The 19276-nt window shown below is 71.5% G+C and carries 32 protein-coding genes; 1 reads left to right on the top strand and 31 read right to left on the bottom strand.

Features of this window, described 5'->3' with window-relative positions:
• Window positions 1–46: 46 nt before the first annotated feature.
• Window positions 47–916, bottom strand: a complete 870-nt coding sequence (locus ACG83_RS10115; protein WP_054565880.1) for a DNA adenine methylase — start codon at window positions 914–916, stop codon at window positions 47–49.
• 128 nt (window positions 917–1044) lie between these two features.
• On the opposite strand from ACG83_RS10115, the gene ACG83_RS10110 reads away from it, so the two are divergent.
• Window positions 1045–1404 carry a hypothetical protein gene (locus ACG83_RS10110; RefSeq protein ID WP_054565879.1) on the top strand — a complete coding sequence of 120 codons (360 nt, stop codon included), beginning with the start codon at window positions 1045–1047 and terminating at the stop codon, window positions 1402–1404.
• 32 nt (window positions 1405–1436) lie between these two features.
• On the opposite strand, the gene ACG83_RS10105 is transcribed toward ACG83_RS10110, so the two are convergent.
• From ACG83_RS10105 to der, 30 genes are all read right to left on the bottom strand, one after another.
• Entirely contained in the window at window positions 1437–2006 is a 570-nt protein-coding gene (locus ACG83_RS10105; protein ID WP_152991309.1) for a hypothetical protein, read from the bottom strand.
• A complete protein-coding gene (locus ACG83_RS10100) occupies window positions 2003–2437 on the bottom strand; it encodes an SLOG family protein (protein ID WP_054565877.1) in 435 nt (144 codons plus the stop codon). The genes ACG83_RS10105 and ACG83_RS10100 overlap by 4 nt, the downstream gene beginning before the upstream one ends.
• On the bottom strand, window positions 2437–3069 hold the full coding sequence (locus ACG83_RS10095; protein ID WP_152991308.1) for a hypothetical protein: 633 nt from the start codon (window positions 3067–3069) through the stop codon (window positions 2437–2439). Before ACG83_RS10095 ends, ACG83_RS10100 begins: the two co-directional genes overlap by 1 nt.
• Window positions 3066–3224: a hypothetical protein gene (locus ACG83_RS45265; protein ID WP_161934729.1), complete on the bottom strand. Its 159-nt coding sequence runs from the start codon at window positions 3222–3224 to the stop codon at window positions 3066–3068. Before ACG83_RS45265 ends, ACG83_RS10095 begins: the two co-directional genes overlap by 4 nt.
• Complete coding sequence (locus ACG83_RS10090) at window positions 3221–3619, bottom strand: hypothetical protein (RefSeq protein ID WP_054565875.1); 399 nt, start codon at window positions 3617–3619, stop codon at window positions 3221–3223. Before ACG83_RS10090 ends, ACG83_RS45265 begins: the two co-directional genes overlap by 4 nt.
• Window positions 3616–3858 (bottom strand): hypothetical protein, encoded by a 243-nt coding sequence (locus ACG83_RS10085; RefSeq protein ID WP_054565874.1) that lies wholly within the window; start codon window positions 3856–3858, stop codon window positions 3616–3618. Before ACG83_RS10085 ends, ACG83_RS10090 begins: the two co-directional genes overlap by 4 nt.
• Complete coding sequence (locus ACG83_RS10080; RefSeq protein ID WP_054565873.1) at window positions 3855–4310, bottom strand: hypothetical protein; 456 nt, start codon at window positions 4308–4310, stop codon at window positions 3855–3857. The genes ACG83_RS10085 and ACG83_RS10080 overlap by 4 nt, the downstream gene beginning before the upstream one ends.
• Window positions 4307–4558, bottom strand: coding sequence for a hypothetical protein (locus ACG83_RS10075; protein WP_054565872.1), 252 nt, complete (start codon window positions 4556–4558; stop codon window positions 4307–4309). The genes ACG83_RS10080 and ACG83_RS10075 overlap by 4 nt, the downstream gene beginning before the upstream one ends.
• A complete protein-coding gene (locus tag ACG83_RS10070) occupies window positions 4558–5724 on the bottom strand; it encodes a DNA polymerase III subunit beta (protein WP_054565871.1) in 1167 nt (388 codons plus the stop codon). The genes ACG83_RS10075 and ACG83_RS10070 overlap by 1 nt, the downstream gene beginning before the upstream one ends.
• Window positions 5721–6101: a hypothetical protein gene (locus ACG83_RS10065; protein ID WP_054565870.1), complete on the bottom strand. Its 381-nt coding sequence runs from the start codon at window positions 6099–6101 to the stop codon at window positions 5721–5723. Before ACG83_RS10065 ends, ACG83_RS10070 begins: the two co-directional genes overlap by 4 nt.
• Before the next feature lie 163 nt (window positions 6102–6264).
• On the bottom strand, window positions 6265–6489 hold the full coding sequence (locus ACG83_RS10060) for a hypothetical protein (protein WP_152991307.1): 225 nt from the start codon (window positions 6487–6489) through the stop codon (window positions 6265–6267).
• A complete protein-coding gene (locus ACG83_RS10055; protein ID WP_200931296.1) occupies window positions 6486–7316 on the bottom strand; it encodes a phosphoadenosine phosphosulfate reductase family protein in 831 nt (276 codons plus the stop codon). The genes ACG83_RS10060 and ACG83_RS10055 overlap by 4 nt, the downstream gene beginning before the upstream one ends.
• Window positions 7313–7804, bottom strand: a complete 492-nt coding sequence (locus ACG83_RS45975; protein WP_200931295.1) for a hypothetical protein — start codon at window positions 7802–7804, stop codon at window positions 7313–7315. The genes ACG83_RS10055 and ACG83_RS45975 overlap by 4 nt, the downstream gene beginning before the upstream one ends.
• The gene (locus ACG83_RS10050; RefSeq protein WP_054565868.1) at window positions 7801–8130 is read right to left on the bottom strand and encodes a hypothetical protein; all 330 of its coding nucleotides are present in this window, start codon (window positions 8128–8130) and stop codon (window positions 7801–7803) included. Before ACG83_RS10050 ends, ACG83_RS45975 begins: the two co-directional genes overlap by 4 nt.
• Window positions 8127–8687 (bottom strand): hypothetical protein, encoded by a 561-nt coding sequence (locus ACG83_RS10045; protein WP_152991306.1) that lies wholly within the window; start codon window positions 8685–8687, stop codon window positions 8127–8129. Before ACG83_RS10045 ends, ACG83_RS10050 begins: the two co-directional genes overlap by 4 nt.
• The gene (locus ACG83_RS10040; protein WP_054565866.1) at window positions 8687–8986 is read right to left on the bottom strand and encodes a hypothetical protein; all 300 of its coding nucleotides are present in this window, start codon (window positions 8984–8986) and stop codon (window positions 8687–8689) included. Before ACG83_RS10040 ends, ACG83_RS10045 begins: the two co-directional genes overlap by 1 nt.
• Complete coding sequence (locus tag ACG83_RS10035) at window positions 8983–9417, bottom strand: hypothetical protein (RefSeq protein ID WP_054565865.1); 435 nt, start codon at window positions 9415–9417, stop codon at window positions 8983–8985. The genes ACG83_RS10040 and ACG83_RS10035 overlap by 4 nt, the downstream gene beginning before the upstream one ends.
• Entirely contained in the window at window positions 9414–9899 is a 486-nt protein-coding gene (locus tag ACG83_RS10030; RefSeq protein ID WP_054565864.1) for a hypothetical protein, read from the bottom strand. Before ACG83_RS10030 ends, ACG83_RS10035 begins: the two co-directional genes overlap by 4 nt.
• Window positions 9896–10195: a hypothetical protein gene (locus ACG83_RS10025; protein ID WP_152991305.1), complete on the bottom strand. Its 300-nt coding sequence runs from the start codon at window positions 10193–10195 to the stop codon at window positions 9896–9898. The genes ACG83_RS10030 and ACG83_RS10025 overlap by 4 nt, the downstream gene beginning before the upstream one ends.
• Before the next feature lie 119 nt (window positions 10196–10314).
• Window positions 10315–11352 carry a hypothetical protein gene (locus tag ACG83_RS10020; RefSeq protein WP_152991304.1) on the bottom strand — a complete coding sequence of 346 codons (1038 nt, stop codon included), beginning with the start codon at window positions 11350–11352 and terminating at the stop codon, window positions 10315–10317.
• Window positions 11349–11648 (bottom strand): hypothetical protein, encoded by a 300-nt coding sequence (locus ACG83_RS10015; RefSeq protein WP_054565861.1) that lies wholly within the window; start codon window positions 11646–11648, stop codon window positions 11349–11351. The genes ACG83_RS10020 and ACG83_RS10015 overlap by 4 nt, the downstream gene beginning before the upstream one ends.
• The gene (locus tag ACG83_RS10010; protein ID WP_054565860.1) at window positions 11645–12448 is read right to left on the bottom strand and encodes a class I SAM-dependent methyltransferase; all 804 of its coding nucleotides are present in this window, start codon (window positions 12446–12448) and stop codon (window positions 11645–11647) included. Before ACG83_RS10010 ends, ACG83_RS10015 begins: the two co-directional genes overlap by 4 nt.
• Entirely contained in the window at window positions 12448–12732 is a 285-nt protein-coding gene (locus ACG83_RS10005) for a hypothetical protein (protein WP_054565859.1), read from the bottom strand. The genes ACG83_RS10010 and ACG83_RS10005 overlap by 1 nt, the downstream gene beginning before the upstream one ends.
• Before the next feature lie 109 nt (window positions 12733–12841).
• Window positions 12842–13186, bottom strand: a complete 345-nt coding sequence (locus ACG83_RS10000) for a hypothetical protein (RefSeq protein ID WP_054565858.1) — start codon at window positions 13184–13186, stop codon at window positions 12842–12844.
• Window positions 13183–13404 (bottom strand): hypothetical protein, encoded by a 222-nt coding sequence (locus ACG83_RS09995; RefSeq protein WP_054565857.1) that lies wholly within the window; start codon window positions 13402–13404, stop codon window positions 13183–13185. Before ACG83_RS09995 ends, ACG83_RS10000 begins: the two co-directional genes overlap by 4 nt.
• On the bottom strand, window positions 13401–13634 hold the full coding sequence (locus ACG83_RS09990; protein WP_054565856.1) for a hypothetical protein: 234 nt from the start codon (window positions 13632–13634) through the stop codon (window positions 13401–13403). The genes ACG83_RS09995 and ACG83_RS09990 overlap by 4 nt, the downstream gene beginning before the upstream one ends.
• Before the next feature lie 428 nt (window positions 13635–14062).
• On the bottom strand, window positions 14063–14548 hold the full coding sequence (locus tag ACG83_RS09985) for a hypothetical protein (protein ID WP_054565855.1): 486 nt from the start codon (window positions 14546–14548) through the stop codon (window positions 14063–14065).
• A gap of 129 nt (window positions 14549–14677) precedes the next feature.
• Window positions 14678–15811 (bottom strand): hypothetical protein, encoded by a 1134-nt coding sequence (locus ACG83_RS09980; protein WP_054565854.1) that lies wholly within the window; start codon window positions 15809–15811, stop codon window positions 14678–14680.
• Between the two features lie 113 nt (window positions 15812–15924).
• Window positions 15925–17625 carry a hypothetical protein gene (locus tag ACG83_RS09975; protein ID WP_152991303.1) on the bottom strand — a complete coding sequence of 567 codons (1701 nt, stop codon included), beginning with the start codon at window positions 17623–17625 and terminating at the stop codon, window positions 15925–15927.
• A 205-nt stretch (window positions 17626–17830) separates the two neighbouring features.
• Window positions 17831–19231 (bottom strand): ribosome biogenesis GTPase Der, encoded by a 1401-nt coding sequence (gene der, locus ACG83_RS09970; protein WP_054565853.1) that lies wholly within the window; start codon window positions 19229–19231, stop codon window positions 17831–17833.
• Between the last annotated feature and the right edge of the window lie 45 nt (window positions 19232–19276).

The raw sequence follows: 19276 nt of genomic DNA, 5'->3' as shown, positions 1-19276 counted from the left end.
TCCTTCGGCGTGGATGGAGTAGTGGCCCACGGGGCGGTCCCGCGGCTCAGGCTTCGAGGGCGAACAGGTCGACGCGCCCGTCATCGGGAATCAGCGGGCGGTTGGACCAGAGGACTTCGACGGCGCTCGCGCCAGCTGCGCCCGGCCGGCGCGCGGACGGGCGGTCAACGGCGACGGAGGCCTTCCACCAGCCCGCGTACAGATCGGCGTACAGATCGCTGTCGTAGCCGGACAGCAGAACGGCGCCCTCGCAGGCGTTCAGCACCTTCGCCAGTGCCCGGTGGTCGTCCTCTCCAGGCATGTCGAACCGGTAGTCAATGGAGTGCCGATTGGTTCCGGCACTCAGGCTGGATCGGGTGGAGCCGAGGTAGGGCGGGTCGACGTAGAAGGCGGTGTCCGGCCCGTCGTAGGTGCGGATGGCGTGCTCGGCCCCGCGGTTCTCCACCACGACGGTGCGCAGGCGCTCCGCCACCTCGTCGAGGCGGTCGGCGACGTCCCGGACCGTCACGGCCTGTGAGGAGCAGCCCTTGCGGCGGCCGTTCGACCAGGAGGCTGACCGCCCGGCGCACAGGCCGGCGGCGTTGAACGACTGCGTCGCCCGCACGAACAGGCGCCGGGCTCGCTCCAGGTCGTCGACGTCCTCGTCGAGGCTGGCGGCGCGGTACTCCTCCCGTGCGTACGGGGTGAGCCGGCAGGCCCGCACCAGCTCCTCGGTTCGCTCCCGCAGCACCCGGAAGAATGTGACGACGTTGCCGTCCAGGTCGTTCATGACCTCATGCGGCGCCGGGTTCTTGGCGAACAGCACCGCGGCACTGCCGCAGAACGGCTCCACATAGACCTGGTGTGCCGGCAGCAGGTCAGCGATCCAGGGCGCGAGCCTTCCTTTCGAGCCGTAGTACGGCAGGGGCGACTTCACGCCGCCGCCCGGCGAAGGCGCCGACACGCTGATCCAGCCAGATGGCGCGATATCCGCATGAACATGCGCGAGACTGCCGCCGGTCGTACTCGTCCGGCCCGCAGCCCCTTCAGGAAGGTCGCCACCTCGTGCCCGAGCAGGCTCCCCGTCGCAGCATCGAGTCCTGGGCGCATGAGCTGCCCGTCAGCTTCGTGGAGTGCCGCACCATGGGGCACCGCTGGCAGCCGCACACCGCCACCTGGGACCGCGAGGCACGGGCGTACCACGTGATTCACGCCTGCGACCGCTGCGAGACCCACCGCAAGGCCTGGTGGACCCGCAACGGCGAGGTCACCTCCGCCGGCTACGACTACCCCGAGGGCTACCTCACCCGCGACGTCGGCTACATCGGCGCCGACGGCCGCGGTGTCCTGCGCACCGAATACCTCGCCCGCCTGTTCAACACCACGCCGCACAGCACCGGCAGCGGGAGTCGCGCCGCTTCCTGATCGGAGCCCCAGCGGCGAGCGGGCGGAGCCCTTCACGCCGCCGCCTTGCGTAGCTCGGCCGCGCGTCGTTGCACGGTGCGGCCCGAGATCTTCAGCCGCCGGGCGGCGGCGAGCTGGGACATCCCGGTGGCGAGCAGGCGGTCGATCGCCTCGGCCCGCTCGGCGACGGTCAGGTACTCGGGCGGGTCACCGGCGACGGCGCGTTCTACCGCGATCTCGTCGACGTAGGCCTCGCCGCGCCAGCAGGAGAGGCAGAACACGGCGCCATCGGTCCGGGTGCGCAGCTCGTGGCCCTCGTGCTTAGCGAGGTACTCCTCGCGGCTCGGCCGCCGCGAGGAGGCGCACAGGCGCTCGCAGGCGCGGCAACGCCGCTTTCCCTTTGGATCGAGGTAGCTGTGCTCGGCATAGGGATGGTCGTGGTAGCAATGCGTCCGCGGTGCCTCGCCGAGGTTGCGCCACCTGTGTCCGTGTCTGATCCTGCGGATCGTCTCGACCGAGACGCCGTACAACGGGGCGAGGTCAAGGTTGCTCGCGCCAGCGGCGATCAGCCCCCGGATCTCCACCACGTCGGCGACCGTGAGCTTGGCGTTGGGGCGGCTCACGCTGCCCACCGCTCCCACACCGTGATGCCGGCCTCCCGGGCCAGGCCCATGCAGCCCCAGGTGCCGTGGGTGGCGTGCCCGGCCGGCAGCAGTACGCCGCCGAGCCCGTAGCACGGCCCCGACTGCCTGCACGGCACGCAGAAGGCGACGACACCGTTCGCGCCGAGCCTGACCATGCGCCCGTTGCGCAGATGTCCGGCGATCGGGCCGTTGATCCGCCACTCGGCGGGCGAGACGCGGTGGCCCTCTTCGGAGACCTCCGGGTGCCGCTCACACCAGGTGCGGACGTGTCGGTCAGCGCCCGAGGCGTCGCCGTGCACCACGGTGAGCTGCTGCCCCCTGGACTGGGCGAGCGCGTGCACCCTGTCCAGGTCCGCCCACACGCGACGCGGGTCGCGCCACACGCGGGCGCCGGTGGTCAGGATGCGCATCAGGCCACACCCCTCGGGTCGCAGTCGAGGCAGGCCAGGCTGCCCGCCGGGTGCGGGCCCTGGGCGACGAGATCGAGGCGGCGGTCGGCCCGTGCCCGGCCACGCAGCACGTTCCGGCGCCGCGGAGTCCACGGCTCGGCGGGCCGGTGGCGCGGGAGGTTCGGCACCCGGCCACCGCAGGCAACGCACCTCCGGTAGGTCAGCGGCTCGTTGGTGATCCAGCCGTCCGGTTCTCCCGGCTCGTCGACCGGCTCTAGGACGAGGCCCGCCGCGACACTCTTCTCATAGGGGTTGAGCTGCGCGTTGACCACCGCGCCGGCGCCCAGTACGCGCCCGTGCACCCGACTGAGGCATCCCTGCTCGTGCCTGTACGGCTGGTCCCGGTGGCGGTCCCCCAGCGCATCGGGTCCGGGCTGGAAGTCCAGGCAGTAGGGCTGGTCAAGCTGCCAGCCGGTGAGGCCGAGGGTCACGACGGCGTCTTCGACGGGGCAGAGGTACCGTCCCCCTCCCGCGCCGGCGGTGACGCCGCGCAGCGGAACATCGCACGTGGGGCAGGCGTGATTGGCGATCCGGTCGCCTCGGCGGACCCGCACGTTGTAGGTCCGCCCGCAGCTCGGGCAATGGCCGTTCACGGAACCCACCGGACCTGGCCGCGCAAGGCGTAGTAGTCCCACACCTCGCGTGCCGGACGGCTCAGCGAGCGGCGTGAGATCGGCGGGGCGAGCACGACCCGGCCGTCCCGGACGACCGGGCCGAAGGTGGCGTGCGGCAGCAGGACGACGATCATGCCGACGCCCCGCGGACTCCGGCGGTGACGCGGTCGTGCGCCCGCAGGACCCCCGGCTCCAGCGGCCCGGTGTCCACCACGCCCAGGAGGTCCTCCGGCCGCACCAGCACGGACCGTAGGGCGTTCTCAACCCACCAGCCGCGCCCGGCGGCGTCCTCGGCCAACACCTCGGTGGTCCGGGTGCCCCACCCGGAGCCCCACACCGCCGCCCCGGCGGATCGGTAGCCGGCCCCGAACTGGCGATGCGCCGCGTCGTCGCCGATCTCAATCACGACGATGTGGCCAACCGGCAGGGCGTGCGGGCCGGGGGTGTGCGGGACGTCCAGCCATGGACTGCGACCCACAGCCTCCCGGCGGCGGGTCACGCCGGTGGGGATGGACAGGTCGGCGGTCACGACGCACGCTCGCGCAGGTAGTCCCGAAGCTGGTTGCTCGCCGCGACCTTGTTGCAGAACCGGGCGTACCGCGTGCTGTGGGCTGGCTCGTCGAAGATGTCAACGAGGGAGTGGGCCCAGTCCTCGGTGACCGTCCCCGGGTCGTCGCCGGGGAAGAACTCCGTGCCGTGCCAGGCCCGGACGTCCGCCATGGTGACCGTGCCGTGGGCGAAGTCGTCCAGGTCGGGAACCCCGGTCATCGCCCGCCCCCGACTCGCGCCCACGGGCTCGGCGTCATGTCCCGCACGGCCAGCTCCCAGCCGTAGTAGTTGTCATGGACCGCCCGGCGGGCGGCGTCGTGGGAGCCGTAGTGGTAGTGGTCGCCGTCGCCGTCGCGCACGCCCCAGTCCAGGCGCCGGTGCCCCTTGCCGCGACGCACAGCATCGACATCGGCGTCGGTGGGCTCGCGCCAGTTCCCGTAGTCGATATCCCGCACCACGCGCTCGTACGGGGCAGTGCTGGTCGGGTTCGCGAGCTCGGCCCACCTGTCCTCAGCGTGCTGAGGCCCCCACGTTTCGCCGCCCGTGACCTCTTCGGCGAAGATCTCCACGGGGTACTCGGGGTCCTCGATCCAGGGCCGGCCCTCGCGGACCTGGTCCGGGTCCAGGTTGGTGTAGTGGATGCCGTGCTCGCGGGTGACGGGTCGGCTCATGCCGTACTCATCTCGGCGTTGGCCACGAGGCCGATGCGCTGATTGAGGTAGCCGGCGGGCAGGACGCGCCCCGGGCGCGGCACCACCCGCGTGACACCGAAGGCGTCGAAGCCGCACCAGGGGTCCAGCTCGCGCGCGGCGCGGTTGGCGCGGTCGACGTTGGCCTCGGCCTCCTCGCGGGTGTCGTAGGGGCCGAGCAGGCAGCCCGTCGCGCGACCGCGAAGCACGGTGACGTAGAAGGCCTCCATCACGCCGCCTTCCGAGCCGGCGCGACCGCCTGGCGGATCAGCGTGAGGAGGTGGATGTAGTTCGGGTCCTGCGGGTTCGTGATCATGAGCGTGGCGTGCTGGCGCGGGTTGGTGGTGTCCTTGGCCAGGCCGATGTACACCGTCTCGCCGCCCGTGGCGTCCAGGGCGTCCGCGAGGTACCGGGCGTTGAGGTGCAGCGGGATCTCCGGGCCGTCGTACTCGGCCGCGACGATCTCGCGCGCCTCGCCGGCCGCCGAGGCGCCGGCCAGCTCCAGCTCGCCAGGCCGGAAGATCAGGTCCATCCGGATGGCCTTGACCTCGTCCCGCTTCGCAGCAGGGTCCACGCGCCGCACCGCGTCCCGCAATTCGGCCCGGTCCACCTTCGCGGTGAGCACCGGCGTGGCGATGGCCAGTGTGTTGGCGTACGGCGCCGCGACTCCCATCACCGTGCCCGCGCTCACCACCCGGCCCGGCCAGCTCAGCCCGAACCGGCGCGCGCCCTGGGTGGCCCTGCTGACCGGGTCTAGGTGCAGCGTGGCCTCGCCGGTCTTCGGCAGGCCCTGGGCGATGTCGACCAGGGCCGCCGGAAGCAGCACCCCGGCATCGCCGGTGTAGCCCAGTACCGGCTCGAAGGTCACCCGCGCCACCGCGAGGCGGCGCCGGTCGGTAGCTGCCAGGGTGAGCGTGTCCGAGGTGTCCAGGGAGATGGAGCGGAACGGCGGGTCAGCCTTTGGGTCTCCGACACCGGGAGCCACCCGGGCCACCGCGTCACGCAACGCCTCGGTCTTGACCTTGCCGATCTCCTCCGGCACCGCCATCACCTGTGGCCAGGCCAGGGGCATGTTGTGCGCGTGCAGGGTCATCGACCCACAGGTCAGGGTGAGGGTGGTCCCCTCCAAGTCGAGCGTGACCGGGGCCTTGCGCAGGCGCCCGGCCACGTCCGCGATCAGCTTGGCGTGCAGGATCGCCTCGCCCGGGGCGTCCACCGTGGCCTCGATCTCGGCCGTGGCCCAGACGTCGAAGTCCGTGCCCTGGAGGGTCAGCCGGCCGTCCTCGGCAGCGAGCCGGACCGCGGTCTGTACCTGGCTGGCGTCGCCGGTGCGCCGCGCCTTCTCGATCCAGACCACCGCGTCCGCGAAGTCCTGGGCGGCGAGGGTGGCCCTCATGCCGCACCAGCCAGCGGCAGCGGCGCGTCGAGCGCGGGCTCGGCGGGCACGCCCTCGGCGGCGTACCGCTCGCGCGCCCACTCGGGGATCGCCTCGTCCACGTAGGCGGGCCGCTTGCCCTTGCGGTCCAGCAGCTTCTCGAAGCCCTCGTACGCCTTCTCGACCCGCTCCGTGTTCCGCTCGTCCAGCTCCTCGCCCGTCATCCAGTGGCGCTCGATGGCGTCGACGAGCTGCTGCGCGAACGAGTCCATGGCCATCGGGTCCAGGCCACGGGTGGTGGGGTGGAACTCCAGCACCTCACGGGCCGCTCGGTACGCCTCGGACGAGGGGTCGGGGAGGAGATTCGGGTTGGTCAGCAGGTCCAGCGGGTTGGTCACGTCTGGCTCCTTCACGGTCGAGGGTCTCGTTTTACTCCCCCACAACGGCAGTATACGTCAGTGTGAAGAGAGAGACAGAGAGATGAATGAACCGGCGAGTGCGTCGTCGAGAAGCTCTCAGCGCACCCGCCGGGAGTAGATCAGGCGTACGGGGCGGATGGGGTCACAGCGGACATCCCGGGGAGGTCAGGACGTCCTCGACGTAGGCGAAGCCGAGGTGATCAACGGCCTCCTGGGCATCCGCGGGGCACATCAGCACCGGCTCGAGCACCGGAGCACCGACGAGGGCGGACAGGTTGGTGCGGCCAGACACCGCGACCACGAGCCGCTCGCCCGGGGCCAGGCAGCGGCCGTAGGCGCAAACCTCCTCGCCACCGGACATCGTCATGCCGCCCACCCCTCTGCCTCATGGGGAGTCGGCGTCGACCTGGCCTGGGCAACGATCTCGGCCATCGGCAGCCCGTGACGGAAGTCGTGGCCGATGCGCGCCTCGACGGCCGCGTACTCGGCCGCCAGTTCGGAGTTGAGCTGCGCCGAACGGACGAGCGCCGAGCGAGAGGCCAGGACGCAGAAGCGGCATGACAGCCGGGGCATCCCGGCGGCGTACGCGGGGTGCGGGCGGGTGCCGGCCGCCGCGATCCGCTCCCAGACCTGCGCCGTCGTCCAGGCGTGGATCGGCAGCCACTCGTCGACGTGCCGGCGGCCGTTGGAGGCCCGGTCGTCACGCCGGAACGGCTCCCGCCGGGCACGCGCCGGCGACTCCTCGGCACGGAACCCGAAGACGTTCAGGACACGCACCGGTCGCTCGAGGTGCTGACGCTCGCGCACCAGGGCGGTCATGAGCCGGTAGGACGGCGCCCGCTTGTGGTCAGAGGTGCAGTACCGGCGAGCGGCATCCGGCCACCGGCCTCGGCCCTCGATCTGGTCGAGCAGATCCTGCGGTCGCCGCTCGCCCGTCGCGCTGTCGACGATCTCGCGCCGAACGATCCGGATCGGGAGCCCGTAGTGGGCGGCGTGCTCAGCCGCGAGCTCCCGTGTTCCCGGCCACTCCATTCGTCCGAGGTCGGCGTGGACCACGATCACCCTGTCCGTGACCCCGGCATCGCGGGCCGCCTGCGCGACCACGTCCAGCGCGGCCTGCGAATCCTTGCCCGCGCTGGAGTTCGCCAGGATCAGGTCGTAGTCGCCGAGGTCGGGGCCGGACGAGGCGCTCACGAGGTCGCTCCCGGCACCCACACCCAGCGGGAATGGGCGAACGACGGCTCGGGCCGCCCGATCGTGCGGGTCCGCTCCGCGCGCCCACGGACGAGCTCGCCCAGCGTCACGCGCTGCCGGGTGTATCGCCCGACCAGCAGCTGCGTGGGCCGGTCCAGGTGATCCGCGCACACGTACCGCACCCGCGGCGCCTTCGCGACCGGCGGCTTCCCGCATCGGGCGTACCCGCAGACCGGCCCGGAGCCGAGGGTGTACGCCACGCCGTCGAGCAGTCCCACGAAGCAGATCGGACACTCGCCCGGGTAGCGGCAGATCCTCATCCCGCAGGCGCGGCAGGCGGTGGGCAGGTGGTCACCGTCCGGCCCGCCCTTGCCGCAGTAGCGGCACCCGCCGTCCAGTCGGCCCTGGATAAACGTCAGGTCACCCCACCGGCCCAGCAGGTCGCTCGGGTCGGCTGGCGGCGGCACGGCAGGCGCGGGCGCGATCACAGGTACTCCCCGGCCAGCGCGGGCGGCATGACCCAGCCCCACGGCCGGTCCAGCGGCAGCTCTGTGAGCCAGCCGGCGTCCTGGGCGACCCGCTCGGCCACCGCGATTTCCTCGGCGGTGAGGCGCGTGTGGTCCTGCGACCAGTACCGCACCGGCAGGCCGAGGGCGATGGCCTCGCGCAGCCCCTCCGGGCCGCTGTAGGAGTTGACCAGCACGCTGCCGTCGCCCTGATCAATGACGTCGTCGACGTAGTCCAGCGCGCCATCGGTCAGGTCGAGGTGCCAGATCTCCTCCGGGGTGATCTGGTCTGGCGATGAAGTGGTCACGCTGCGCTCCGTCGTCCCCGGCCCCGGCGTCGAGCGGCGCGCACGGCCTGCCGGTCACCCTCGGAGAACTTGCTGGGTGAGATGGGGGTGATGTAGTCCAGCTCGCGGTAGCCGGTGTCCCGGCCGTCCGCGTCGCGAACCCGCGGGTTGGTGCGCTCGGACAGGTATGCCTCCGTGCAGGGCCAGCAAAAACGGTCGCCCTCGCAGGGCGTGAGCCCGGACTGCCAGGCGCCCATGTGCCGGACAGGCCGCGCGGCACGCGAGCACCCGGTGCAGGTCAGATCCACCTCGGCATCGCCGGGGCTGACGACGATGCCCATCTGCACCTCGCTCGGGTAGATCCCGTGCGCGGTGAGGACACGCGTCCACTCCGGGGCGGCGGAGAAGGTCGAGCACGGCCAGGGCTCGCCGTCCTCGGCGCAGACACCGTCGGCCTCACGGTGACCAGAGATCGGCGACCAGGCGTTCCGGTGCGCCTCCAGGTCGTAGCCGCCCGGGATCTCCACCCGGCGCCGGTACATGACGGACTCGCCGTCCCAGGTGTCGTTGGTCGCCATCACGCGCGCCCGTCGATGCGGACCGTGACCCGGTCGACCGCCGGACCGCCGTCGACCGGCACCACGTCGTAGGTGGTGTGCAGGTAGTCCTGCTCGTCGGTCGTGGTGCCGGCCCGGGTGGTCTCCACGCGAGTGACGGTCAGGTCGCCGTCGACCACCTTCACCTCGGCGAGACCGGCGAAGGGCGTCAGGCCGGTGTAGTGGCTGCTCTCCAGGAGGTTCGCCACGTCGTCGCTGCCCAGCAGAAGAGGGGTGTCGGCGTCCTCGAAGTCGCCGCCCCAGGCCAGGTACTTGGTCATCGCGCGCTCCTGTCGTGGTGGTCGGCCCGGCGGTGCCGCACGTAGCGCGGGTGGCCGCCCTCCCAGGGCGAGCCGCGCAGGCAGATCAGGCAGGCTCCGCGCTCGGCGGCCTCCGTGGCCACCGCGTCCCAGGCGGCCTGCCGGGCGGCCTCGCCTGCCTCGCGGCTCCGGTCGAGGGATGCGGCCTCGCGCCGCGCCTGCTCCCGGTGGGCGTCCGCGGCGGCCAGGCGGGTGAAGACGTCCCGCACGTACTGCTCGTCCGCCCACTGGGAGGCCACGCACGCCGGGTTGGGGCAGGTGTGCTCGTCGGCCCGCTGCCCGGTGCCACACCACGGGCAGGAGAACCACGTGCGGTCTTCCGACCAGCCATCGATGGGGGCGCTGTCCCCGGTGACCAGCACCATCACATTGCCCTCGCGGTGAGCGGTCATGATGCGGCCTCAGCCGGCGCCGCCGGCAGCAGCAGAGCGGGGGCCAGAAGCGCCCGCGCGTCGGTGAAGCTGTCCCACGGCCTGATCCGCCGTCGGCGGTGATCCAGCTCGTCCCCCGTGACCGCCCGCCCGATCGCCTGCTCGATGCGGTCGTCGAGGAACTGGCGGTAGAGGCGGATCACCTCGTCCGGGTCGTACGCGGAGGCGTCCACCAGATAGTCGGGAAAGAAGTAGGAGTACCGGATCTCCGTCTCCGGCTCCTGGTCGGTCTCCAGGCGGACGTACCGGCTGACCTCACCACCGCCGGTGACGCCTGTGATCCGGACAAGCCGGCAGGGGTGTGCGCCGCGACCGTTCCGCATGGGCTTGGTCTGCCACTCGATGGTGAGTGCCAGGCTCCCCTCCTCGGCCTTCACCGAGGTCCCCATGGCCCCCAGGGAGGACAGAGGCACACTCTTCGCGACGAAGACCCGGGCGCTCACGCCGCACCGCCAGCGGCCCCGGCCGGCTTCGGCCGCAGCAGGTACCACATCGGCCGGGGAGGCCGCTCGATCTTGTAGGTGCCGCCGCCGAGGTCGAGCAGGCGGGCCTTCGGGTCCTCGTCCAGCCAGCTCCAGGCGGACTCTGGCGAGCCCGGGATCTCGCGGTAGTCGGAGTCCCTGCTCTGAACCACGCAGGTCATCGCGCCGCTCAACGCGAGGGCCTTGATCTCGGAGAACTCCAGGCGGTTACGTGGAATGACGCGCGGCTTCTGGCCAGGTGCGGTGGTGGCGACCATCGACACACCCTCCCTTCCGTCCCGTCTTACGCGGACACAACAGCAGTATATGACAGTTAGAAGAGAGAAGCCGAGAGATCCACGGGTAAGCGTGGGCGCTCTCGGCTTCTCTCAGGGGGTCATCGCCGCCGCAGCGCGGCCTCCCGGGCGGCCTCCCGGGCGGCCTCCTTGGCCACCGCCTCGCGGATCTCGGCGGCGCGGGCGCGGTGCCTCTGGGCCCACTGCGGCGCCTCCAGGCTCAGTCCCGCGGCCTCCCACTCGATCGCCTTGACGTCCTCGCGCAACGCGGGCAAGTGCGGAAGGACGTAGACCGGCACGGTGACCAGGTCACCCAGTGCGGCCAGCGCGCGAGCGGCAGTGGCGGCCTTGGCCTGCGAGCCGATCCCGCCCAGCAGCCGGCGGCTGTCGACGCTGCGGACCACCGACCAGTCCCCCCGCCCGGCGTTCACCAGGACAAGTCCCGGGGCCCCCTTGACCTCCCGCGGCGCCTTCGGCTCCGGGTGGATGGTGCTGCGCCAGCTCGCATACCTCTTCCCGGCCGCGTCGACACGCCCGGCCAGGATCTCGCGCTCCAGCCGGCACCGTGACGGTTCGCCCTCGGCCTCGGCGCGCACGTCGATGGTGATCGCCCACGGCGCCAGGTCCCGCAGCACGTGGCAGGCCCAGTACGCCTCGATGTTGTCCGCGTGTCCGGCGGTCAGCGTCGAGGCCGGGTACCGCTCCTGGTAGGTGCGCCAGGTGCCAGCGTCGTCCCGGCCGATCTCCAGCCCGTCCGGCGGCATCGGCGGCCAGGCGGGCTCGTACCGGAACGGCACCACGTCGAGCTGGGGCAGCTTCTCCGGCGCGATGAACCCGGCGACGCCGTCCTCGCGGTCCAGACTCTCAGCCTTGAGTCGGGTCTGCTCAACGTCCGGCGGCGTCCGCGCGTCTCCGGCATCCACCGCGGTCTCGCCAGCCTTGCAAGCCTGGTCCCGGTCCTCGTGCTCCGCCAGCACCTGCCGGCCCGCCATGCCCGCCAGTTCGGTACGCGCGTACGGGAACGGCCGGTAGTAGACCTCCCAGTTCGAGCGCCAGTCGTTGCGAATCCGGAGCGGCTTCGAGGTGACGTACAGGGCGTGGCCGTTGTAGATCCAGCAGTGGTCGAGCACCGCGCTCATCGCTCACCCCGGACACGGCGGGCCAGCAGGTCACCCACCCGCTTCTCGTGCTTCGGCGGGAAGCCGTGCAAGGCTCCGTGCATCTCGCTCCGCTCCCCCGTGCGGGGATAGAGGAGCACCGAGCCGTCGGGCTGGTAGTAGTCGTCCGGCCCGTTCGCCTCGGTCAGGCCGTGGTCGATCAGGATCTCGACAGCCTCGTCGCACCCGCGGGCAGGGAAGGTCGCCGACCAGACATCCGCATCGTCGGGGCGCTCGGGCACGAAGTCGCGGTAGTCGATCTTTACCTCGGGGGTCATGGCTTCTCCATCCAGATCACGACGGTCGCGACGTCGGTTCCCGACGCGGCGAAGGACTTCTCCGGCAGCGCCCGCCAGCCGCCGAGATCCGCGACCCGCTCGCGGAGGGCCCGGTGCCGGCGGTCGGCGCGGTAGGTGAAGCCGGCCGGCACGATCGCGGTCAGCCGGCCGCCGGGACGCAGCAGCGACCAGGCCAGCTCGACGTGATCGATCCACGCGCTGGGCGCGCCCGGCAGGGCGAACGGCGGGTTCATCACCACGGCGTCGAACGGTCGTGCCTCGACCTGGAGGTGGCGCCGCGCCACCTCCTCGAACCGGTCCACCTGCACGGTCACCAGGCCGCCGTCGCCGTCGATCCGCGCGGCACGCTCGCCGCTGGGCTCAACGGCGACAACCTCGACGGCCGGGTTGACCCGGCGGACGGCGCGGACCAGCGCGCCGTCACCGGCCGACGGTTCCAGCACCCGCGCGAACAGCGAGAGGCTCGGGGTGTCGGTGTATGCCTCGATCACGAGCTGCGCGAGGGCGTCGGGCGTGGCGAAGTAACCCTCGACCCGGTGCGGAGCCTTCGGCATCGCCGGCACGGCGCCGCTGGCGAGCAGGGCGGCCAGCGCCTCACCCGGCGCACTCGGGAAGACGTGGGCGCCGGCCTTGCGGTTCCAGGTGCCGCCGAGAGCGCGCAGCGCCTTGTCCGTGGCGGTGTACGTCCCGCGGTCGAGCTTGCCCGCGAGGCGGACGGTGGTGCCGTCGACGACAGCGGAGGTAAGGGCCGCGCGGACCTCCGGCACGAGTGCGACCATCACTCGCTCCCGCCCTGTGGCCAGGCTGCATCGATCCCCGCGTCCAGGGAGCCCACCAGCCAGTCACGGAAGCCTTCGGCGTCCTCCCGGGAGCCGAACAGCGGTGTGAAGTCGCGGCCCAGTTCCACGGACAGCTCCGGAGCCGGCTCGTCCATGCCAACGTCGTAGAAGGTGCGGGCGGTGACGGTTCCCCGCGGCAGATGCTCGACCGTCCGGCCGACGACGCCAGCCTCGGCCGGCGCCCCGTAGGTGTAGCCGTCGGACTCGTAGAGCTTCTCGATCACGGGTGCTCCCTCGTGGTCGTGGTGTCCGGGTAGACAGACAGCCCGACACCCTCGGGGACGAGGCCGTCCGCCAGAGGCGCGGCGACGCGGACCTTCCCGGTGAGCGCGATCACCGGCCGTTCCTCCGTCCGTAGCCGTCCAGACGGCGGCGGAAGGCGCCGTCCACGATCGGGGCGATCTCGTCGCGGTCCAGGCCGAAGGCCGGCGCCGAGCCGAGTACCTCGTCGAGCGCGTTCTGTTCCGAGGCGCCGGCGCGCAGCACGTCCAGCGCGGCGTCGGCGCCGAAGGCGTCCAGCAGGTCCCCGCGGACCTGCTGTCCCTCCAGGGAGTTCACTGCCACCGGCTGCGCGGCCTGGTAACCCCCGGCACCCATGACGGGGCACAGCGGGGTGCCGTCGAGGTGCAAGCCGCCCTCGGACGGCTCGCCGCACTCCGGGCAGATGTAGTCGGTCACAGGGCGATTCCTTCCGCCGGGACGAATCCCAGGCAGCCGATGACGTGAGGGGTGATGAAGGCGGGCTCGCCCGTGCTGGGGTCGGTGGCCCAGCCGCCGGGCTCGTCAACGGAGGGCCCGCGGTCGACGTAAAGGCCGCCCTCGCCGAACGCGGGCTCGTGGTCCACCGCCCGGCGCCCGCACCGGCCGCAGGGGTCCGTGAGGCCGGGGGCGGTCACAGCAGGCCTCGCGCGGTGGCGCGGCCGACCACGCGCTCGGACCAGTCCATCGCCGCCTCGATGTTCGGCAGCCGGTCGGTCATCGCGTCCAGACCGTGGAACACGGCGGCGAACCGGCCCGGCACGGGGCCCTCGCCGACGTACACCTCCGCGCCGTCGACCTCGCCCACCAGGGCGGGGGTCTCGGGGTCGCCCGGCCAGGTGGCCGGCTCCCAGGTGAGTCGTCCCATGGCCACTCCCAATCGTCTCGCTACACCCCGATGCATTCAGGTTCAACAGCAGTATATGTCAGTGAGACGAGAGAAGCAGAGAGATCTCCGAGATCGACGAGATGCCGCCGAGGCCGAGTTCCCATGGGCACTCCATGGGAACTCGGCTCAAACGATCACTGTTGATCGGCGCCGACGACGACCGCCGAACAGTGCCAATGGACGCTCAAAACCGCTGTAGCGCAGGAAGGTACGGTGGTCGAGCGCCTGACAGGACGGGCACCCCGCAATGATCAAACCCCACTCTGGGGGTCTGGGGGTCGCAGGTTCAAATCCTGTCGTCCCGACAGGGGAAAAGCCCTCTCCATCAAAATCGATGGAGAGGGCTTTTGGCTTTCATGAGGCGCCATGGAGGTTTTTGCGGACGCCAGCCAGAGCCGCAGGCGGGCTCAGCGCAGGATCGCCGCCTCGTACCGAGCTCGGAGGACCTTGATGATTCGGTCCTCGGTCTCAGGCAGGACGTGGGAGTAAACCCCGGAGATGCCCCGACCGCGCCGACTGTGCCCGAGACGGGCCTTGGCCGCCGAGTCCGGGATGCCGGCGGTGTCGGAGGCGTCGGTGTGAATGGCCTCGGCGTCATTTCCCTCCGGTAGCCGGATGTTGTAGCGGGGGTTGTACGTCAGAATCGCTGGCCGATTGTCCGCCGCACCGGAGAGCAGGAGCTGGAGGTCCTCGTAAATCAGCTCGACCGTGCCCGGTGCCTTCCACCCGGCGAGATCCTCGTCCGCCCAGTCCTGGATGTCCGGCCGGTCGAACCCGGCCAGGAGGGTCTCTCCCCAGCTGGGTTCCAGGTGCAGCCGCCAGCAGCGGTCCGTCTCCTCGAGCTGCGCGCGGCCTTGCGGGTCGACCGGCAACAGGTCGCCACCAGCGCTCACGCCAGGCAGCCAGCGTCAGCGTCTCCGCCGCGGGTCTCGGCGGCTCGACCGGCGGGGCCGGGGTGGTCAGGCCGGTGCACGCGGAGGACATCGACTCGCACATGCAGTTCGGCACGTGGCCGCCCGGTGTCAGCGGGTGGCGATGACGTCCATGTCACGGATCGCAGCGGAGGGTGACGGACCGGCGGCGACGACAGGGGCGGGCGTCACCGGCGCACCGGTCACGTCCAGAGTGGGCGCGACACAGGGCATCGGCGCCACCCGGCTCTTCCCGATCCGGCACGCGACCCCGGTCAGCCTGATGCTGATGAAATCGGCGATCTGCGCGCCGAAGTGGATCGGCTGGCCGCCGACGCGAATGTCACTGACGGTGAAGTTCTCGCTTGCCGGCACCTCGAAAGCCGCGCGCACCGGGTGGCCCTCCTCGCCGCGGGTGTAGGTCCAGAACCGCTTCGGGTCGGAGCCGTCCGGACTCTCCCAGCCCGCCGTCGACAGGTCGTCGAAGTACAGCCCGACCGGGTTGGCGAGGGTGATGTCGGCGTCGAGGCGGGCCAGGCCGTTGACCACCCCGCCTATGTGCGGGTCGCTGTTGCGGGTGGCGTCACCGTACTGCGAGCACTTGATCAGCTCCTGCTCGCTGGTGAGCTCGGTGTCGTTGACCACGCGGACGATGGTCGCGGCGGCGGCGAGCTCGATCTCGGCGGAGAGCGTGTTCGCCCCTTGGACCAGGTGCATCGCCCCCTGGACGGTTCCGGTGTTCCAGGGATTGCGCCGCACATAGTTGCCGGAGGCGTCGAACAGGTCGCCCTGGCTCACCTTGGGGCTGACGAACTCCTGGTAGAGCCGGACGACCCTGGCCGGGTCCAGCTGGGCGAGCACCTCCCAGTACTCCGGGCCCTCGCAGGTGAAGTCCACCCGGGTGATCTGGCCCTGCTCGTTTCGGGTGACGCTCCACTCGCAGTACTCGTCCTGCACGTCGCGCGAGGCGTCGGCGCGCCGCCAACGCTGGACGTCCGCTACCGAGTTGACCTTGATGTTACGTGGGAACGCGATCCAGCTGATGTCACTGGTCTGCGCGTCGGGGGCGGTGTCGACCCTGGTCGGGTTGTAGAAGCGGGCCCGCGGGGCGTCGTTGAGGTGGTCACGCCGGCCGGCGGCGGACGCGTCGAACTGCTCCGAGATGAAGCTGCTCCACACCGCCCTGCCGTTCGCGTCGAGGTCGGTCAGGTGCCCAGGTGGATCGAACTGCTTCAGTACCGTCATTACAGCTCCTCTCGACGGGCCCGCCGCCCGGCTGGCGCCGGGCCGCCCGACAAGGTGATCGCTCCATCGCCGCGGCAGCCGCAGATCACCGCGCACTCAGGTGGCCGCGGCGGTCATGCGGTCACGGCGCCGCCAGCGGTCATCCGCAGCGGCGGAGCGCCTCGCGGGATGTTGGTTGTCGGCAGGGTGAGGGTGAACTCGGCGAGGCGCATCGCCCGAAACCGGTTCCGCCGGGATTCCGCCAGCCGGACGTAGGCATCGAACCCGGCTGGCATGGCAGCCTGCGCGGTGACCGCCTTCATGTAGTCCTCCAGGCGGGTGGCGAAGGCATCCTGCCAACCGCTGTCGCCGAGTTGCCAGTTCGCGGCGAACTCCCGCTCCGGGCTGCCGTCAGGAGTCTTCTCGGCGACGGCGAGGATCGCAGCGGCGAACTCCGCTGCCAACCGGCCCGGCACGCCGGCCGGCAGCTCCAAAGGGCCGTCCGGTACGTACTCGAGCAGCCGTTCCCGGGCATCGCTGAACACAGGGTTCGGGAAGTCCACCATCGCCACGCAGGCCACCAGGCGTGGTGTGAGCAGCCCACGTCTCACCATCTGCCTGACCACCTCAGTGTCCTCGAACGCCGGCTCCGGCACGCAGAACGCGAAGTGGGTGTCGCCGGGCTGGCGGAAGTCCCCCTCGACCAGCGCGTAGTCGTACTTGTGCAGACCGGCTGCGTACAGCGCCACCGGCACAGCCACCGGGTCGATGTTCGCCGGGATCTCCAGGGTGTTCAGCAACAGGTCGACGTCGAGCCAGAAGCTGGTCGGGACGACAAGCCGGTCGTTCTCGTCCTGCGACGCGGCGAGCACCCGGCTCTCCTGGTCGGAGCTCGCGAGGTTCACGGTCGTGCTGGTACACAGGTGGCGCAACAGCCAGTCCGGGTGGTCGATCTGCCCAGCCCGGTCGACCCGGTCGAGTCGAGCGTGCGTCCATCTGCTCACCGAGGCGCGGACGAGCAGCTCGAGGTCCTCCGCACCGTCGGCGTCGCGGAACAGCGGCTCGGTGCGCAGTGGGTCGTCGTCGTCGAGCCGCACCCCTGCCTTCATCGACTTCCAGTGCAGCCAGGGCGCGCGCAGCTCCTTCATCACCACGCTGCCGTTGACATGGCTGTCGAAGCACCCCCTACCGCGAGATTCCGGGGCGAGCGCGCTGTACGAGTCGCCGCCCCACACCCAGCTACCAGCGACGCGCATGTAGTAGTTGAACAGGCCGTGCTCGTCATCCCAGGCCGCGACCTGCAGAAAGGTGATCTCCGGCGGGTCGACCGCGCTGGTGCTGACCAGCAGGTCAGCCTCGCCGCCGTGGTCGGAGCGGATCACGACGTAGCGCAGGTCCCGGAACAGGTTCGCCTGCCGGGCCTGCTCCGGCGGGATCTGCCCGGCCTCGCCCATGACGTAGGACCGCTGCCGCAGCAGCAGCTTGGCCTCGGTCAGGCCGCCGAGCAGCTCCGGCAGCGTCATCGGAAAGACGCCAGAAGCCAGCAGGCGGGCGGCGAACGGGTCCTGCAGGCTCTGAAGCTGCTCAGGCGACATCGGCGTGGGGCGCTCGTCGACGCCCTGCACGAACCGGTACAGGGTTCCGGGCACCAGCTCAGGCGATCGACGCTGCCCGTCCGCCGCCGCGGTCGGGCCACGCCGCGCCTCCTGGTCGGCCGCCACGTGGGCGGTCGGCCAGGTGCCGAGCTCGGGCACATGCTGATGATCGGGCCAGGCCGTCGCCCGCCGGCCGCGAACCGGGACCGGTCGACGAACGGACGCTGCAGAACCCGTCATCGAAACTCCTCTACGCACTTGACTAGTTACCTAGAGTAGCAGCAGTCAAGCGGTTCGAGGCAGCCAAAATGGCCAGGGGGCTGTGGCCGGGCTTCGCGTTCGCGCCACAGGCGCCGTCATCACACCGAATCAGCCAACCGAACGCAGGCAGGTCGGAGAAGAAACGAGCCGATCCCGGACCTGGCCGCGAAGGTACAGGTCGGCGTCAGGCCCGGCGGTCGGCGCGTTCGCGGACCCGGATCGAGATCTCGATCGGGGTGCCGGCGAAGCCGAAGTCCTCCCGCAGCTTGCGCTCCAGGAACCGGCGGTACGCCGACTCCAGGAAGCCGGTGGTGAACACGACGAAGCGTGGCGGGCGCACCCCGGCCTGGGTCGCGAACAGCACGCGGGGGATCTTGCCGCTCCGTGACGGCGGCGGCGTCGCCGCGACGATCTCGGTGAGCCAGGCGTTGAGACGCCCGGTCGGGATGCGGGTGCCCCAGGATTCCAGTGAGGTGTGCAGGGCCGGCGCGAGCTTGTCCGTGGCGCGGCCGGTGCGGGCGGAGATGTTCACCCGGGGCGCCCAGGCGACGCGGCCCAGGTCCCGGACGATCTCCTGCTCCAGGTCGAGCCGGCGCTCGGTGTCGAGCAGGTCCCACTTGTTGAACGCCAGCACGAGGGCCCGCCCGGCTTCGGTGACCATGCTGATGATCCGCTGGTCCTGCTCGGTGATGGGCTCGTCGGCGGCGAGCAGCACGATCGCGACCTCGGCGGCCTCCAGCGCGGACGCCGTCCGCAGCGAGGAGTAGTACTCCGCGCCGGACGCCTCCTTCACCCGCCGCCGCAGGCCGGCCGTGTCGATGAACATCCAGGTCTCGCCGCCGACGGTGACGAGTTCGTCCACCGGGTCGCGGGTGGTGCCGGCGACGTCGTGCACCAGCGAGCGCTCGGAACCGACGATCTTGTTGAGCAGACTGGACTTGCCGACGTTCGGCCGGCCGATCAGCGCCACCCGCCGCGGGCCGTCCTCCTCGACGAAGCGTTCCCTGGGCGCCTCGGGAAGCACCGCGAGGACCGCGTCGAGCAGGTCACCGCTGCCGCGGCCATGCAGCGCGGAGACGGGGTACGGCTCACCCAGGCCCAGGCTCCACAGCGCGGCCGCGTCGGCCTCGGTCCGCGCGTCGTCGACCTTGTTCGCCGCGAGGATGACCGGCCGGCCCGACCGGTGCAGGACCCTGGCGACGGCCTCGTCCGCGTCGGTCGCGCCGACCGTGGTGTCGATGACGAACAGCACGCCGTCGGCCGTGTCGAGGGCGGCCCGGGCCTGCTCGGCCACCCTGGCGGCGAGGCCGCGGGCGTCCGGCTCCCAGCCGCCGGTGTCGACGACGGTGAACCGGCGGCCGTTCCAGACCGCGTCGTAGGCGACGCGGTCGCGGGTGACGCCGGGAGTGTCCTCGACGACCGCGGCGCGGCGGCCGAGGATGCGGTTGACCAGCGTCGACTTGCCGACGTTCGGCCGCCCGACGACGGCGAGCACCGGCTGCCCGCCGGCGGCCGGCCCCGACGCCGAGGAGCCCCGGCCCGCGAGGTCGTCGTGGGTCTCGGCGGCGAGGTCTTCGATGTTCATGACTGCTGCACTCCGGCTCGGGCTGGACATCCGGCTCGGGCTGGA

It is taken from the genome of Frankia sp. R43, from assembly GCF_001306465.1.
GTDB classification, from domain to species: Bacteria; Actinomycetota; Actinomycetes; order Frankiales; family Frankiaceae; genus Parafrankia; species Parafrankia irregularis.
Note: the sequence above shows the minus strand (reverse complement) of the source record. Positions and strands in the feature narration are given on the sequence as shown.

What these genes read in the sequence shown, in the direction of transcription:
- ACG83_RS09975 (WP_152991303.1), bottom strand. Translation starts at nt 17,625, where the DNA reads ATGACGGGTTCTGCAGCGTCCGTTCGTCGACCGGTCCCGGTTCGCGGC.
- ACG83_RS10020 (WP_152991304.1), bottom strand. Translation starts at nt 11,352, where the DNA reads ATGAGCGCGGTGCTCGACCACTGCTGGATCTACAACGGCCACGCCCTG.
- ACG83_RS10045 (WP_152991306.1), bottom strand. Translation starts at nt 8,687, where the DNA reads ATGGCGACCAACGACACCTGGGACGGCGAGTCCGTCATGTACCGGCGC.
- ACG83_RS10025 (WP_152991305.1), bottom strand. Translation starts at nt 10,195, where the DNA reads ATGGTCGCCACCACCGCACCTGGCCAGAAGCCGCGCGTCATTCCACGT.
- ACG83_RS10085 (WP_054565874.1), bottom strand. Translation starts at nt 3,858, where the DNA reads ATGACCGGGGTTCCCGACCTGGACGACTTCGCCCACGGCACGGTCACC.
- ACG83_RS45265 (WP_161934729.1), bottom strand. Translation starts at nt 3,224, where the DNA reads ATGATCGTCGTCCTGCTGCCGCACGCCACCTTCGGCCCGGTCGTCCGG.
- ACG83_RS10040 (WP_054565866.1), bottom strand. Translation starts at nt 8,986, where the DNA reads ATGACCAAGTACCTGGCCTGGGGCGGCGACTTCGAGGACGCCGACACC.
- ACG83_RS10100 (WP_054565877.1), bottom strand. Translation starts at nt 2,437, where the DNA reads ATGCGCATCCTGACCACCGGCGCCCGCGTGTGGCGCGACCCGCGTCGC.
- ACG83_RS10060 (WP_152991307.1), bottom strand. Translation starts at nt 6,489, where the DNA reads ATGACGATGTCCGGTGGCGAGGAGGTTTGCGCCTACGGCCGCTGCCTG.
- der (WP_054565853.1), bottom strand. Translation starts at nt 19,231, where the DNA reads ATGAACATCGAAGACCTCGCCGCCGAGACCCACGACGACCTCGCGGGC.
- ACG83_RS10075 (WP_054565872.1), bottom strand. Translation starts at nt 4,558, where the DNA reads ATGGAGGCCTTCTACGTCACCGTGCTTCGCGGTCGCGCGACGGGCTGC.
- ACG83_RS09980 (WP_054565854.1), bottom strand. Translation starts at nt 15,811, where the DNA reads ATGACGGTACTGAAGCAGTTCGATCCACCTGGGCACCTGACCGACCTC.
- ACG83_RS10070 (WP_054565871.1), bottom strand. Translation starts at nt 5,724, where the DNA reads ATGAGGGCCACCCTCGCCGCCCAGGACTTCGCGGACGCGGTGGTCTGG.
- ACG83_RS10015 (WP_054565861.1), bottom strand. Translation starts at nt 11,648, where the DNA reads ATGACCCCCGAGGTAAAGATCGACTACCGCGACTTCGTGCCCGAGCGC.
- ACG83_RS10010 (WP_054565860.1), bottom strand. Translation starts at nt 12,448, where the DNA reads ATGGTCGCACTCGTGCCGGAGGTCCGCGCGGCCCTTACCTCCGCTGTC.
- ACG83_RS10035 (WP_054565865.1), bottom strand. Translation starts at nt 9,417, where the DNA reads ATGACCGCTCACCGCGAGGGCAATGTGATGGTGCTGGTCACCGGGGAC.
- ACG83_RS10080 (WP_054565873.1), bottom strand. Translation starts at nt 4,310, where the DNA reads ATGAGCCGACCCGTCACCCGCGAGCACGGCATCCACTACACCAACCTG.
- ACG83_RS09990 (WP_054565856.1), bottom strand. Translation starts at nt 13,634, where the DNA reads ATGGGACGACTCACCTGGGAGCCGGCCACCTGGCCGGGCGACCCCGAG.